This is a genomic window from Pseudarthrobacter sp. CCNWLW207, assembly GCF_037203945.1.
In the GTDB taxonomy this organism is placed as follows: Bacteria; Actinomycetota; Actinomycetes; order Actinomycetales; family Micrococcaceae; genus Arthrobacter.
Genome location: NZ_JBBCBS010000004.1, coordinates 265,270 through 279,256 on the forward strand (window position 1 = coordinate 265,270; position 13,987 = coordinate 279,256).

The 13,987-nt window shown below is 63.6% G+C and carries 12 protein-coding genes; 9 read left to right on the forward strand and 3 right to left on the reverse strand.

The window, feature by feature from the left end; genetic code table 11:
• Nucleotides 1-11: 11 nt before the first annotated feature.
• Nucleotides 12-1,964, reverse strand: a complete 1,953-nt coding sequence (locus V9L17_RS09080) for a M13 family metallopeptidase (RefSeq protein WP_337351184.1) — start codon at nucleotides 1,962-1,964, stop codon at nucleotides 12-14.
• Nucleotides 1,965-2,217: 253 nt separating this feature from the next.
• Between V9L17_RS09080 and leuA the strand changes: the two genes are divergently transcribed.
• From leuA to V9L17_RS09095, 3 genes are all read left to right on the forward strand, one after another.
• Nucleotides 2,218-3,957, forward strand: coding sequence for a 2-isopropylmalate synthase (leuA, locus tag V9L17_RS09085; RefSeq protein ID WP_337351185.1), 1,740 nt, complete (start codon nucleotides 2,218-2,220; stop codon nucleotides 3,955-3,957).
• A gap of 88 nt (nucleotides 3,958-4,045) precedes the next feature.
• Nucleotides 4,046-4,798, forward strand: a complete 753-nt coding sequence (recO, locus tag V9L17_RS09090; RefSeq protein ID WP_337351186.1) for a DNA repair protein RecO — start codon at nucleotides 4,046-4,048, stop codon at nucleotides 4,796-4,798.
• Nucleotides 4,799-4,800: 2 nt separating this feature from the next.
• Nucleotides 4,801-5,646 (forward strand): isoprenyl transferase, encoded by an 846-nt coding sequence (locus tag V9L17_RS09095; protein ID WP_337351187.1) that lies wholly within the window; start codon nucleotides 4,801-4,803, stop codon nucleotides 5,644-5,646.
• Here V9L17_RS09095 and V9L17_RS09100 read toward each other — a convergent pair.
• Nucleotides 5,634-6,638, reverse strand: coding sequence for an alpha/beta hydrolase (locus V9L17_RS09100; RefSeq protein ID WP_337351188.1), 1,005 nt, complete (start codon nucleotides 6,636-6,638; stop codon nucleotides 5,634-5,636). The genes V9L17_RS09095 and V9L17_RS09100 overlap by 13 nt on opposite strands.
• A gap of 122 nt (nucleotides 6,639-6,760) precedes the next feature.
• On the opposite strand from V9L17_RS09100, the gene V9L17_RS09105 reads away from it, so the two are divergent.
• Nucleotides 6,761-7,831 carry a quinone-dependent dihydroorotate dehydrogenase gene (locus V9L17_RS09105; RefSeq protein ID WP_337348540.1) on the forward strand — a complete coding sequence of 357 codons (1,071 nt, stop codon included), beginning with the start codon at nucleotides 6,761-6,763 and terminating at the stop codon, nucleotides 7,829-7,831.
• 86 nt (nucleotides 7,832-7,917) lie between these two features.
• Here V9L17_RS09105 and V9L17_RS09110 read toward each other — a convergent pair whose 3' ends face one another.
• Nucleotides 7,918-8,520 (reverse strand): DUF3043 domain-containing protein, encoded by a 603-nt coding sequence (locus V9L17_RS09110; RefSeq protein WP_337351189.1) that lies wholly within the window; start codon nucleotides 8,518-8,520, stop codon nucleotides 7,918-7,920.
• A gap of 166 nt (nucleotides 8,521-8,686) precedes the next feature.
• Here V9L17_RS09110 and V9L17_RS09115 point away from each other — a divergent pair, with 166 nt between their 5' ends.
• From V9L17_RS09115 to V9L17_RS09135, 5 genes are all read left to right on the forward strand, one after another.
• The gene (locus tag V9L17_RS09115; protein WP_337351190.1) at nucleotides 8,687-10,117 is read left to right on the forward strand and encodes a dipeptidase; all 1,431 of its coding nucleotides are present in this window, start codon (nucleotides 8,687-8,689) and stop codon (nucleotides 10,115-10,117) included.
• 206 nt (nucleotides 10,118-10,323) lie between these two features.
• On the forward strand, nucleotides 10,324-10,713 hold the full coding sequence (locus V9L17_RS09120) for a HesB/IscA family protein (RefSeq protein ID WP_066291471.1): 390 nt from the start codon (nucleotides 10,324-10,326) through the stop codon (nucleotides 10,711-10,713).
• A gap of 184 nt (nucleotides 10,714-10,897) precedes the next feature.
• Nucleotides 10,898-11,770: an aa3-type cytochrome oxidase subunit II gene (gene ctaC / locus V9L17_RS09125; protein WP_337348538.1), complete on the forward strand. Its 873-nt coding sequence runs from the start codon at nucleotides 10,898-10,900 to the stop codon at nucleotides 11,768-11,770.
• 10 nt (nucleotides 11,771-11,780) lie between these two features.
• Nucleotides 11,781-13,508, forward strand: coding sequence for an aa3-type cytochrome oxidase subunit I (gene ctaD, locus V9L17_RS09130; RefSeq protein WP_337351191.1), 1,728 nt, complete (start codon nucleotides 11,781-11,783; stop codon nucleotides 13,506-13,508).
• Nucleotides 13,505-13,906: a cytochrome c oxidase subunit 4 gene (locus V9L17_RS09135; RefSeq protein WP_337348231.1), complete on the forward strand. Its 402-nt coding sequence runs from the start codon at nucleotides 13,505-13,507 to the stop codon at nucleotides 13,904-13,906. The genes ctaD and V9L17_RS09135 overlap by 4 nt, the downstream gene beginning before the upstream one ends.
• The last annotated feature ends 81 nt before the right edge of the window (nucleotides 13,907-13,987 follow it).

Sequence of the window (13,987 nt, forward strand, 5' to 3'; positions counted from 1 at the left end):
CTCAGGGGTGGTTACCAGATACTGACGCGGTCCTTGGGCGACATCCACATGCCGTCCGCTTCGGTCACGCCAAAGGCATCATGGAAGGCATCCAAGTTCTTGGCGATGGCATTGGTCCGGAACTCGTTGGGGGAGTGGGGATCGGTGGCCAGCCTCCGGATGGCCTCCTCCGACCTGATGACTTGCCGCCATCCGGCAGCCCATGAGGCGAAGAAGCGCTGCTGTCCGGTCAGCCCGTCCAGGACTTCCGGTTCCTTGCCGTCAAGGCTGATGAGATAGGCCTTGTAGGCGATGGTCAAACCGCCGAGGTCGCCGATGTTCTCGCCAAGCGTCAGCCTGCCATTAACGTTGTGGCCGGGCGCGGCGTACGGGGACAATGCATCGTACTGGGCTACGAGCTTGGCCGTTAGCTCCTCAAACGCCTTCCGGTCCTCCTCTGTCCACCAGTTGCGAAGCGCGCCGCCGCCGTCGAACTGGGATCCCTGATCGTCAAAACCGTGGCCGATCTCGTGGCCGATGACAGCCCCGATGCCACCGTAATTGACGGCGTCATCGGCGTCCGCGGTAAAGAACGGCGGCTGGAGAATGGCTGCCGGGAAGACGATTTCGTTCAGCATCGGGTGGTAATAGGCATTGACCGTCTGTGGGGTCATCAGCCACTTGTTCAGGTCCACGGGCTTGCCCACCTCATCGAGATGGCGGTCGACGTCGGCATTGTGGGCCCGCTCAATGTTCCCCAACAGGTCCTTCGGATCGATCTCCACCGCAGAGTAGTCAATCCACTTGTCCGGGTAGCCGATCTTCGCGCGGAACGCGGCGAGCTTCCGCAGCGCTTCGGCTTTGGTGTCCTCGCCCATCCAGTCAAGGCCCGTGATGCTTTGGCGGTAGGCCTCGATGAGGTTGGCCACCAGGGTCTGCATCCGTGCCTTGTGCGTCTCGGGGAAATGCCGGGAGACATAGATCTGGCCTACGGCTTCACCGAGGGCTGCCTCAACGACGCCGACACCCCGCTTCCAGCGGTCCTTGTTCCGTGGCGTGCCGCTGATGGTGGTTCCGTAGAACGCGAAGTTGGCATCCACGAAGGCCTGTGAAAGATAGGGCGCGGCCGCACCGATAACCCGCATCGCGAGCCATTCCTGCCACACCGCGAGGGGCTCCGACTCGATCAGTCCGCTGGCCCCGGTAAAGAAGTCCGGTGTGCTGACAACAATTTCCTGCCGTTTGTCGGCATCGATTCCGGCGGCGTCGAACCAGGTCCCCAGCAGGGGGAACAGTCCGGCGGCCTCCTCGGCGGTCTTCAGGTTGTACGTCTTCTGCGGGTCGCGAAGGGTGACGTTGTCCCAGTGGTGCGAAGCCAGCCGGGTTTCCAGCGCTACCACCCGGGCGGCCGCGTCCCCGGGGTTGTCGATGCCTGCAAGGGTGAACATCGTGCGGACGTGCTCACTGTATGCCGAGACCATCGGCGCGAACTTCTCTTCGCGGTAGTAGGACTCATCCGGCAATCCGAGGCCGCCTTGGCCGGTGTACAGCAGGATTCGGTCCGGGTTCCCGGCATCCGGGGCGGGGTAGATGTAGAAAAGCCCTGAGACATCGGCGCGAAACAGCTTGCCGGCCAGTGCCACGAGCTCCGCCACCGTGCTGGTGGCGAACACCTGGGCCAGCCGGTCGCGGATAGGTTCCATGCCCTTTGCCTCCACCGTTGCTTCGTCCATGAAGCTGTTGTAGAGGTCCCCGACCTTCCGTTCGATGCCGCTGGCTGTTTCGCCCTTGCCGGCGGCTTCCTCAATGATGTCCCGGACTGCGATCTCTGCTCCGTCCCGCAGGGCCGTGAATGTTCCTTCCAGTGGGCGGTCATCAGGAATTTCGGTGGACTTGAGCCAGGACCCGTTCACATGCTGGTACAGGTCATCCTGCGGCCGGACGCTGTGGTCAAAGTTGGACAGATCGATCCCCGAGATGGGCACGTAAGCTCCTTCGTGCGACGGTCCGTGCCGATGCCGGCACTGGCGCAGCGTCTGCATGCTGGACGATAAGGACGGTGGTGCACTCTCATCTTACGCACGCGTGCTACCCTCAAAAGGTGCGCGCAGAGCTCCTTCTTCTTATCTGCCGCGGCGAGGCCTCAGACGCGATCTAGCGCAAGGCCCATCCTCGTCGCGGAGTTTGTGTTGCCCGGCCACCTTTCAGATAAGAACCATAGAAAAGGCCCCGATAGTAATGCGAAACGCACAGAAGCCCTCTGGAATGCCCGCCCACCGGTACCGCCCGTTCCACGAACAGATCACGGTTGAACTGCCGGACCGCACGTGGCCGGACAAAATCATCACCAAGGCACCGCGCTGGTGCGCAGTGGACCTGCGCGACGGCAACCAGGCCCTGATTGACCCGATGAGCCCCGCCCGCAAAATGAAGATGTTCGACCTGCTGGTCCGCATGGGCTACAAGGAGATCGAAGTCGGGTTCCCATCAGCGTCCCAGACCGACTTTGACTTCGTCCGCCAGCTCATCGAGGGCAACCACATCCCCGACGACGTCACGATCCAGGTCCTGACCCAGGCCCGTGAACACCTGATTGAGCGGACGTACGAGTCCCTGGTAGGCGCCAAGCAGGCCATCGTCCACCTCTACAACTCCACGTCCGTCCTGCAGCGCCGCGTGGTGTTCAACCAGGATGAAGACGGAATCCTGGACATCGCACTCCAGGGCGCCCGGTTGTGCAAGAAGTACGAGGAAACGCTCGTCGATACGCACGTGACGTACGAATACTCCCCGGAATCGTTCACCGGCACGGAACTCGAGTATGCGGTCCGTGTGTGCAACGCCGTCGCCGATGTTTTTGAAGCCTCCGCAGACAGCCAGGTCATCATTAACCTGCCGGCCACGGTCGAAATGGCCACCCCTAACGTCTACGCCGATTCCATCGAATGGATGAGCCGGCACCTGCACCCACGCGAGGGCATCATCCTGTCCCTGCACCCGCACAACGACCGCGGCACCGGCGTCGCTGCCGCTGAGCTGGGCTACATGGCCGGTGCTGACAGGATTGAAGGCTGCCTCTTCGGCAACGGCGAACGGACCGGCAACGTCGACCTGGTGACGCTGGGGCTGAACCTCTTCGTCCAGGGCATTGACCCGATGATCGACTTCTCGGACATTGACGACGTCCGGCGCACCGTGGAGTACTGCAACCAGCTGCCCGTGGCCGAACGTTCCCCGTACGGCGGGGACCTGGTCTTCACGGCGTTCTCAGGCTCGCACCAGGACGCCATCAAGAAGGGCTTCGAAGCGCTGGAGCGCGACGCTGCCGCCGCAGGCAAGGACGTAGCCGACTTCACGTGGCAGGTCCCGTACCTGCCGGTGGATCCCAAGGACCTGGGCCGCAGCTACGAAGCCGTCATCAGGGTCAACTCCCAGTCCGGCAAAGGCGGCGTGGCCTACTTGCTCAAGAACGAGCACAGCCTGGACCTGCCGCGCCGCGCCCAGATCGAATTCTCCGGAGTGATCCAGAAGCGCACCGACACCGTGGGGGGCGAGGTCAGCGGAGCCCAGCTGTGGCAGGTCTTCCAGGACGAATACCTGCCTGCGAGTGAATCCGAAGGGCAGTGGGGGCGCTATTCCCTTGGCACTGTCCGCACCGAAACTGACGAGAACGGTGGCATGACGCTGCACGCGTCCCTCGGCATCGACGGCACCCAGGTCAGCCGGACCGGGACCGGCAACGGCCCCATCGCCGCGCTGCTGGACATCCTCGGCCAGGATGGCGTTGACGTCAGGGTCCTCGACTACAGCGAGCACGCCTTGTCCGAAGGCGGCAACGCCATGGCCGCGGCCTACGTCGAATGCGCAGTGGGGGAGCGGGTCCTGTGGGGAATCGGCATCGATGCCAACACCAGCATGTCCTCTCTCAAGGCAGTCATCTCCGCCGTCAACCGCGCCATCAGGGACGCCCGCGCCTGACCCGGAACGCGTTGCGCGCCGGCACCCGGCGCGCAACGCCTGCCCGTCCCAATGGGCCGCATTCCGCCAGACAATGGGAAGATTAAGCGTGGTCCAACAATCCTTCGCTGCCCGGTCCTACCGGGATGACGCCGTGGTGCTCCGCACCCACAAGCTGGGCGAGGCCGACCGCATCATCACGCTGCTGACCAAGCACCACGGGCAGATCCGGGCCGTCGCCAAAGGTGTGCGACGGACCAGCAGCCGTTTCGGCGCCAGACTTGAACCGTTCATGGTGGCCGACCTCCAGCTCGTGTCCGGGAAAACGCTGGACATCGTCACGCAGGCCGTCGCCAAGGGCGCCTACGGCGGAAATATCGCCGCGGACTATGGCCGCTACACGGTGGCCGCGGCCATGACGGAAACCGCCGAAAAGCTTACCGACGTCGACGGCGAAGCGGGAACGGCCCAGTACAACCTGCTCGTAGGGGCGCTGGCATCGCTGAGCCGGGATGAACACTCCGCCGGGCTAATTCTGGATTCCTACCTCCTGCGGGCTCTCGCCACCGGCGGCTGGGCTCCCAGCTTTACGGATTGTGCCCGTTGCGGCACCCCTGGACCGCACACGGCGTTTTCGGCCCCCGTAGGCGGGATGGTGTGCGGCAACTGCCGCCCGCCCGGCTCTCCCGCGCCGGCAGCGGAAACCGTTGTACTGCTGGGTGCCCTGCTGACAGGGGATTGGCCGACGGCGGATGGATCGCTGCCCGCTCATCGACGGGAAGCTGCCGGACTGGTAGCGGCCTACCTGCAATGGCACTTGGAACGTGTCGTGAAATCACTCAAACATGTGGAGCGTAGCTGACTGTGGCCTTGGGAAGAAAGAACAGCCCGTCCCGAAAGCGGACCACCCCCGTGGTAGCACCGTACCCGCACCCCTCAGGTGCGGTGGCGCCGTCGATCCCTGCCGAATTCATCCCCCGGCACGTGGCCATCGTGATGGACGGCAACGGCCGCTGGGCCAACCAGCGCGGACTGCCCCGCATTGAGGGGCACAAGGCGGGGGAGCCTGCGTTGCTGGATGTCATGGCAGGTGCCATCGAACTCGGCATCGAGTATGTGAGCGTCTACGCTTTCTCCACCGAGAACTGGCGCCGCTCGCCCGAAGAGGTCCGGTTCCTGATGGGTTTTAACAAGGATGTGCTACGACGCCAGCGGAACCAGTTGGACGCGTGGGGCGTGCGGGTCCGCTGGTCGGGACGCCGGCCCAGGCTGTGGGGTTCGGTCATTCGGGAGCTGGAAGAGGCGGAGGAATACACCGCCGGCAACAGCACGTGCACGTTGAACATGTGTGTTAATTACGGCGGACGCGCCGAGATCACCGATGCCGTATCGGCGATTGCCGCCGAGGTGGCGGCGGGACGGCTCAAACCTGGCGCCATCACCGAGAAGACGATCCAAAAGTATCTCGACGAACCGGACCTGCCGGACGTGGACTTGTTCCTGCGGAGTTCGGGGGAGCAGCGGTTGTCCAACTTCCTGCTGTGGCAGTCTGCGTACGCCGAGTTTGTCTTTATGGACACGCTGTGGCCTGATGTGGACCGGCGGACCCTCTGGGACGCCGTCGAAATTTACGCCCAGCGGGACCGGCGCTACGGTGGTGCGGTGGATGCCGCGTCGCCGGGCAGCGCTGCAAAGGGTCAGCCCGGGTAGGAATCCCGAGCGGTGTCATTGGAGCTTGCCCCGGCGTAACCGCGCAACCAACGCTCCAGCCGGGCGTACGCATCGGCGCGGACCCGGGCCGGCGAGAGGAAGACATCGTGCAGGGCGCCGTCGATCCGTTCCACCGTTACTGTGCGCCCCAACGTCAATGCCCGCAGGGCAATGATGTTAACGTCGAGGACGGCGTCTGTGCGCCGCATTTCTTCCGTCCAGAAGGGCCCATTCGCGCTTCCTCCCGAAAGGAGGACAAGGATGGGGATCTCAATGCCCAGGCCCCGCGCCACCCTCGCGTGCCCGGCAAGGACGGCGCTTAGCCAGCCCGCACGCAACGGGAATGCCATCGGCGGCCGGTATCGGTCGTCCAGGGCCCACTCGCCTTCAGCCGAACTGCTGATCGTGCGCCAGTAGAAGCCCCGTTCGGGAAGGCGCAATATGGCCTCGGGCCGGAAGCGGGCCATGGGTCCAACCATGGTGGAGGCGGCACGGCGGACAAACGAATTGCCATGCATTTCCAGCCATGGGCTGTTCAGGATCAGATGCGAGGCGGCCCCAGGGTGGTCGCTCACCCACAGCGCGGCAACCAGTCCGCCGGTGGAATGCCCCATCATGGTGAGCTCCGGCTCCGGCCCGTCGCCGCTGATGATGCCGATTGCCTTGCTGATCTCCGCGTCGTAGTCCGCGAGGTTTGCCACATAGCCGCCGGGGGCATCCGGGCGCAGGCTCCGGCCATGGTTGTGCATGTCCAGGGCAAAGAATTCGTAGCCTCGCTCTGTCCAGAACCGGGCGAGGTCCACATTGAAAAAGTAGTCACTCCAGCCGTGCAGGAAGAGCACTGCCCGACGGCGGCTGGAAGCCTTTGTGATCGGTGCACCAGCGGGGCGGTGCCTCACGAGCGTCGCGGTGCGCGCCACACCGTCATCACCGGCCGCCTCGAAGCTGCACGCTTCAAAGTCGGCACCAAGGATATCCGGGTGCCAGATCATGGAATTATGCTAGTCCGCGTCCCTACTCATGAGTAGCCGCTTGCTCCGACACCCAGCCGGCGTATTGGCCGATATTGGGGTTCCGGTTTGGTCTGTGCCGTCGCAGACGGAAAACTAGAGGCATGCGCGTATATCCCACATTCTTTAAGCTGGCCTTTTCATGGATGGACGCCGAACGCGCCCACAAGATCGGATTCAAGGGCATCAGGCTTGCGCATTCCTCCGGTGCCGGCAGGATCCTGCAGAAGTTCACTGCACCGTCGCCGTCACTGCAGACCACGGCCTTCGGGATTACCTTCCCCTCGCCGTTTGGCCTCGCGGCGGGCTTTGACAAGGAAGGCCACGGAATAGAGGCTCTCACCGAACTGGGCTTTGGGCATGTGGAAGTAGGAACCATCACCGGCCAGGCGCAGCCGGGCAATCCGAAGCCCCGCCTTTTCAGGTTGGTCCAGGACCGGGCGGTCATCAACAGAATGGGCTTCAATAACGACGGCGCTGCCACCGTTGAGCCGCGGCTGAAGGCTGCGCGTGCCGCGCTTCAGCGCAGGCACCCCGGCGTCCGTCCCGTCATCGGCGTAAATATCGGCAAGAGCAAGGTCGTTGAACTCGAGGACGCCGTCGCGGACTATCTGGTCAGTGCCCGGAGCCTCGCGCCCGCTGCCGACTATTTGGTAGTCAACGTCAGTTCGCCCAATACCCCCGGGCTGCGGCTGCTGCAGGACGTTGAGAGCCTTCGCCCGCTGCTGACAGCGGTGGGGGAGGAAGCTGACCGGGCTGCGGGACGGCACGTTCCCTTGCTGGTCAAAATTGCGCCTGACCTCAGCGACGAAGATATCGACGACGTCGCACGCCTGGCGCTTGACCTTGGACTGGACGGCATCATTGCCACTAACACCACCATCGGACGCTCCGGGCTTAGCTCGCCGCCCGAGAGTGTTGAAAAATGCGGTGCCGGTGGCCTGTCCGGCGCCCCACTTAAGCAGCGTTCGCTCGAGGTGCTTCGCCGGCTGAGGGACGCCACAGGAGGTGCCCTCACGCTGGTGGCCGTTGGCGGCGTCGAGAATGCCCAGGATGTCCAGGACCGCCTGGACGCCGGTGCCACCCTCGTCCAGGGCTACACAGCCTTCCTTTATGAAGGGCCCTTCTGGGCGGCACGGATCAACCGGCAGCTCGCCAAGAACCGCCGGGCCTGAGGCTCCGCAGAGACAAAAACCCCGGCGGTATCACCGCCGGGGTTTTCCGTAGCTCAGGGCCGACGCGTGTGCACCGGCCGGAAAGTTCAGGAGGGGTATTCGCCGCGCTTGACGAGCGGCTTGGGCAAACGCAGTTTGCGGAATTGCAGCGACCGCATGGAGCCGTACCAGACAACGCCCCGCTCCACCTCGCCGAATTTCGCGGCCAGCCGCTTACGGAGCTTGCGGGACAGAATAAAGACGTCCACGAAAACGGCTAGGAACATCACCCAGAAACCGCCCAGGACGTAAATCATCTGATCACTGGTGGACGGCACCAGCAGCGAAATGATGACAAAAACCAGTGCGCCGAACATCAAGTACTCGCCCAGGCTGAAGCGGGCATCGACGTAGTCGCGGGCGAAGCGCTTCTGCGGGCCCTTGTCCCGCAGCGGCAGGAACCTTTCGTCACCAGTGTCCAGTGCCTGCCTCATCTTCAGCCGCTGGTCCTGGACTGCCTGGCGCTCAGCCGCCTTGGAGGCCTTGCGGTCCTCCGGCACCAGCGGGCGTTTGCGGGCTGCTTCCTGCGCTTTGCGCTTGGGAGTGGGCACACCTTTGCCTGCCGCGGCGTCCTGCCGGGCGGCTGCTTCCGCGGCCTGCTGGTCTATGATTTCCTGCGCCGAGGGCGCTTCCTTTTTACGTCCGAACACCCCAACAGAATACCCTGCGGCGGCGTGCCTCCGGCCCCGTGACGGCGGGGGTCCGGCGTCACGCGCGGGCAGTCCCATATCTTTGTGCCCGCCGTCGCCGAAAGTGCCTAACAGCTTCGGGTTGTGGTGTGGCCCACGCTGTGTCCGGCGCAGGTAGGGTTTTGCCATGACTTCTCCCACAGCGGCGACCCCGCACAACTCCGGCAGTCCTGCAGGCACCATCCACGCCGAGGAACTCCGCCGTTCTATCGACCAGGCGTTTGGGGCCACCGTGGCCCAACTTAAGGAACTGGTGTCCATTCCCGGCATCGCCTGGCCAAGTTTCGATCCCGAACCTCTGGACCGCAGCGCCCAGGCCGTGGCGGATCTGTTGACGCGGTCGGGCGTGGAAGACGTCCGGATCCTCCGGTGCGACAAGGAAGACGGCACTCCGGGCGGGCCCGCTGTCGTCGCCCGCCGCGAGGCCTCGAACGGCAAGCCGACCATCCTCCTGTACGCCCACCATGACGTTCAGCCACCTGGAGATCCGGCGTTGTGGGAGACGGAGCCGTTTGCCGCCGTCGAAAAGGACGGCAGGCTCTATGGCCGGGGCGCTGCCGACGACAAAGCGGGAATCATGGCGCACGTGGCGGCCTACTCGGCCGTCTCCAAAGTCCTCGCGGACGATCTGGGCCTGGGCGTGACGTTCTTTTTCGAGGGCGAAGAGGAGGCTGGATCGCCCACCTTCCGGTCCTTCCTCGAAGCCCACAGGGAACTGCTTCGCGCCGACGTGATCGTGGTGGCTGACTCAAGCAACTGGAAAGTGGGCGTTCCTGCCCTGACCACCAGCCTGCGCGGACTGGTGGACGGCACCATCGAAGTCCAAGTGCTGGAGCACGCAGTGCACTCGGGGATGTTCGGCGGCCCAGTCCTGGACGCTCCTACGCTGCTGGCACGCCTCATTGCCACCTTCCACGATGAAGAGGGCAACGTGGCCATCGACGGCCTGGTGTCCCGTGACGACGTGGCCGTGGACCTCACGGAAGCCGAATACCGGGCGGACGCCTCGGTGCTTGAGGGTGTCAAATTGGCGGGCTCCGGCAGCATCGCCTCGCGGCTGTGGACCAAGCCTGCGCTGTCCATCATCGGCTTTGATGCCCCGGCCGTGGATATGGCATCGAATACGCTGTTGCCGCGAGCAAGGGCTAAGTTCAGCCTCCGGATCGCGCCGGGGCAGGTTCCCGCCGACGCGATGGACGCCGTGCGTCGGCACGTCGAGGCCAACGTGCCGTTTGGCGCGAAGGTCGTGTTTACTCCGGGGGAGAGCGGTAATTCGTTCCTGACAGACACGTCCTCGAAAGCGGCCTCCCTGGCACTCTGGGCACTGCGCGAAGCCTGGGGTGTGCCTGCCGTGGAAATGGGAATCGGTGGTTCCATCCCGTTCATCGCAGACCTGACCGAGCTGTACCCAGACGTGCAGATCCTCGTCACCGGCGTGGAGGACCCGGATTCCAGGGCGCACAGCGCCAACGAATCCCTCCACCTGGAGGATTTCCGGAATGCCATCGTGGCGGAGGCGCTGCTGCTTGCCCGCCTGAATGCCGACGGGCTGGACTGAACTTTCGACGGCGGCCGAGGAGTCCACCGCCGCCGTCGGGGGTGCGAGCCACGCCCAGGGAACAACAATCAGCCTTCCACGGTTACGTCAGGAGTTAGAGCTATACGTCTGACCGACGTAGCATGTAGCTATAGCCCATACCGTTTCCGTAGGGGCAGGCACCGCTGATGCGGGGCCGCCGAGGACCGTCCTAAGAAGGTAGGCCAATGAGCACCGCAACCAATGAGAACAGCACCGAAACCACTAGCGCTGCCAGCGATGAACTGGCCGCCCACGAGGTCAAGCTGACTGACGTCGCCGCAGGCAAGGTACGCAGCCTCCTCGAACAGGAAGGCCGGACCGATCTCCGCCTCCGCGTCGCTGTCCAGCCGGGCGGCTGCTCGGGACTCATTTACCAGCTTTACTTTGACGAGCGCCTGCTCGATGGCGACGCCGTCCGCGACTACGACGGCGTTGAAGTCGTCGTCGACAAGATGAGCGTGCCCTACCTCAGCGGCGCCAGCATTGACTTTGAGGACACCATTTCGAAGCAGGGCTTCACCATCGACAACCCCAACGCCGGCGGCTCCTGCGCCTGCGGGGATTCGTTCCACTGACCCGGACTTTTCGCCCGATGGCGGCACCTCGTGCGGCCGTGCCCGAAACGGCACGGCCGCACTGTGCCGACATGTGGGCGAAACGCCCGGCGGAGCGGTAAGCTCTACACCGAGTAGTAAAACTTTTAGTGTGCCCGGGCAGCCAACGTTGCCGGGTAACAGCAACAAGTAGGAAGGGCCGTCTGTGAGTTCGCAGAACCGAACCGGCAGCCGACGCAAAACGATCACTTCGATCTCAGGCTTGGCACTTGCCGGCGCGTTGGTTTTGACTGGATGTTCGCCAGAGGTAGAGAAGGGGTGGCTGCCCACCGAGCGTGGCACCACCAATCACACTGACCGGATCATGGACCTCTGGGTCAACTCATGGATCGCCGCACTTGTTGTAGGCATCATTACTTGGGGTTTGATCGTCTGGTGCCTGGTTGCCTACCGCCGCCGCAAGGGGACCAAGGGCTTCCCGAAGCAGATCAGCTTCAACCTGCCGCTTGAGGTCTTCTACCTGACCATCCCGCTGTTCATGGTCCTGGTGTTCTTCTACTTCACCGACCGCGACCAGCAGGCCATCGATGACCGCTCACAGCCCGCCGACGTCGTTGTGGACGTCCGCGGCAAGCAGTGGGCCTGGGACTTCAACTACAAGGCCGGCGACGTCGTCGAAGACGACGTCCATGAGGCCGGGGTGCAGGCACACCTCACCGGCGACACCATCGATAAAGAGAAGCTCCCCACGCTGTACCTGCCCGTTGGCAAGTCCGTGGACCTGGAACTGAACTCCCGCGATGTCATCCACTCGTTCTGGGTTCCCGCCTTCCTGCAGAAGCGCGACATGATCCCGGGCAAGACCAACTACATCAGGTTCACCCCCACCAAAGAGGGCACGTACGACGGCAAGTGCGCCGAACTCTGTGGCGAGTACCACTCCGAAATGCTGTTCCGCGTGAAGGTAGTGTCCGAGGCCGAATTCGCGGCCCACATGGACGAACTGCGCGATGCTGGCAACACGGGTCTCCTCGGCGAAGAGTACGACCGCAACCCGAACCTGAACGAAATTAAGTAAGGGGAGCGACGTGGCTACATACACTCAATCCGCACCCACCGGAGTGCTCACCGCTCCCGTGGTTCCTAAATCCAAGGGACGCATCGTCGTCAACTGGATCACTTCCACAGACCACAAGACCATCGGGTACATGTACCTGATCGCCTCTTTCGTGTTCTTCTGCCTCGGCGGCGTCATGGCCCTGCTGATCCGTGCCGAGCTGTTCGAGCCCGGCATGCAGATCCTGCAGACCAAGGAGCAGTACAACCAGCTGTTCACGATGCACGGCACCGTGATGCTGCTGATGTTCGCCACCCCGCTGTTCGCCGGCTTCGCCAACGTCATCATGCCCCTGCAGATCGGTGCACCTGACGTCGCGTTCCCGCGGCTGAACGCACTGGCTTTCTGGTTCTTCCTGTTCGGCTCCACCATCGCCGTCTCGGGCTTCATCACCCCGCAGGGTGCTGCATCGTTCGGCTGGTTCGCCTACGCACCACTGTCGAACACCACGTTCAGCCCGGGTATCGGCGGTGACCTCTGGGTCTTCGGTTTGGCACTGTCCGGTTTCGGCACAATCCTCGGTGCGGTCAACTTCATCACCACCATCATCTGCATGCGCGCCCCGGGCATGACCATGTGGCGGATGCCGATCTTCACCTGGAACACGCTGGTCACGGCCATCCTGGTCCTCATGGCCTTTCCGCCGCTCGCCGCGGCTCTGTTCGCTCTCGGTGCGGACCGCCGGTTCGGTGCCCACATCTTTGATCCCGAGAACGGCGGCGCCGTCCTGTGGCAGCACCTCTTCTGGTTCTTCGGCCACCCTGAGGTGTACATCATCGCCCTGCCGTTCTTCGGCATCGTCTCCGAGATTTTCCCGGTCTTCAGCCGGAAACCGATCTTCGGCTACAAGGGCCTGGTCTACGCTACGATCGCCATCGCCGCCCTGTCGGTGACCGTGTGGGCGCACCACATGTACGTGACCGGTTCGGTGCTCCTGCCGTTCTTCGCTTTCATGACCATGCTGATCGCGGTGCCCACCGGAGTGAAGTTCTTCAACTGGATCGGCACCATGTGGCGCGGGTCGATCACGTTCGAAACCCCGATGCTGTGGAGCATTGGCTTCCTGATCACCTTCCTTTTCGGTGGCCTGACCGGCATCATCCTGGCCTCGCCGCCGTTGGACTTCCACGTCTCTGATTCCTACTTCGTGGTCGCGCACTTCCACTACGTCGTGTTCGGCACCGTGGTGTTCGCGATGTTCGCCGGCTTCTACTTCTGGTGGCCCAAGTGGACTGGCAAGATGCTCAACGAGCGGCTCGGCAAGATCCACTTCTGGCTCCTGTTCCTCGGCTTCCACGGAACCTTCCTGATCCAGCACTGGCTCGGTGTCGAGGGCATGCCCCGCCGGTACGCGGACTACCTCGTGGAGGACAACTTCACCTGGATGAACCAGTTCTCCACCATCTCCTCCTTCGTTCTGGGAGCTTCGCTGATTCCGTTCTTCTGGAACGTCTACATCACGTGGCGCAGCTCGGAGCGTGTCGAGGTGGACGACCCCTGGGGCTTTGGAGCTTCGCTTGAGTGGGCCACGTCCTGCCCGCCGCCGCGCCACAACTTCACGTCCCTGCCGCGGATCCGCTCGGAACGTCCCGCATTGGACCTGCACCACCCCGAGCTGGCGCAAATCCACACCGTCGAGTCTCCGTCTGCGGCTGCAGCGGTGCTCGGTAACGCCGACCAGAAGGACACTGCCAAGTGAAGATCGAATCATGGATTTTTGGAGCCGGAGTCTTCTTCTTCGTGCCGGTCTCCCTGGTTTACGGTTTCCTGACCAACTGGCATGAATGGGTAGGCACGCTGGGCATCCTCCTGGTGGGCGGGCTCGCCGGAATGATCGGCGGCTACCTGGGCTTCACCGGCAAGCGTGTGGGTATGCGTCCCGAGGACCGCAACGACGCCGAGATCCACGAGGGTGCCGGCGAACAGGGGCACTTCAGCCCCTGGAGCTGGTGGCCCCTGGTACTCGGCCTTGCCTGCGCGGGCGGGTTCCTTGGCTTGGCCATTGGTTTCTGGATTACGTACGTCGCGGCCGGACTTGCTCTGGTAGCGCTCGTTGGCTGGGTCTACGAGTACAGCCGCGGAGACCACGCACACTAGGTCCTCCCAGACTGGCAGCAAAGACTCAATAACGACGGCGGGCCCCACCTTGAAAGGTGGGGCCCGCCGTCGTTATGCGTT

Bases quoted from the DNA above. Each gene is read 5' to 3' on its own strand.
- leuA (WP_337351185.1), top strand. From the start codon at position 2,218: ATGCGAAACGCACAGAAGCCCTCTGGAATGCCCGCCCACCGGTACCGC.
- V9L17_RS09115 (WP_337351190.1), top strand. From the start codon at position 8,687: ATGACTTCTCCCACAGCGGCGACCCCGCACAACTCCGGCAGTCCTGCA.
- V9L17_RS09105 (WP_337348540.1), top strand. From the start codon at position 6,761: ATGCGCGTATATCCCACATTCTTTAAGCTGGCCTTTTCATGGATGGAC.
- V9L17_RS09120 (WP_066291471.1), top strand. From the start codon at position 10,324: ATGAGCACCGCAACCAATGAGAACAGCACCGAAACCACTAGCGCTGCC.
- V9L17_RS09100 (WP_337351188.1), bottom strand. From the start codon at position 6,638: ATGATCTGGCACCCGGATATCCTTGGTGCCGACTTTGAAGCGTGCAGC.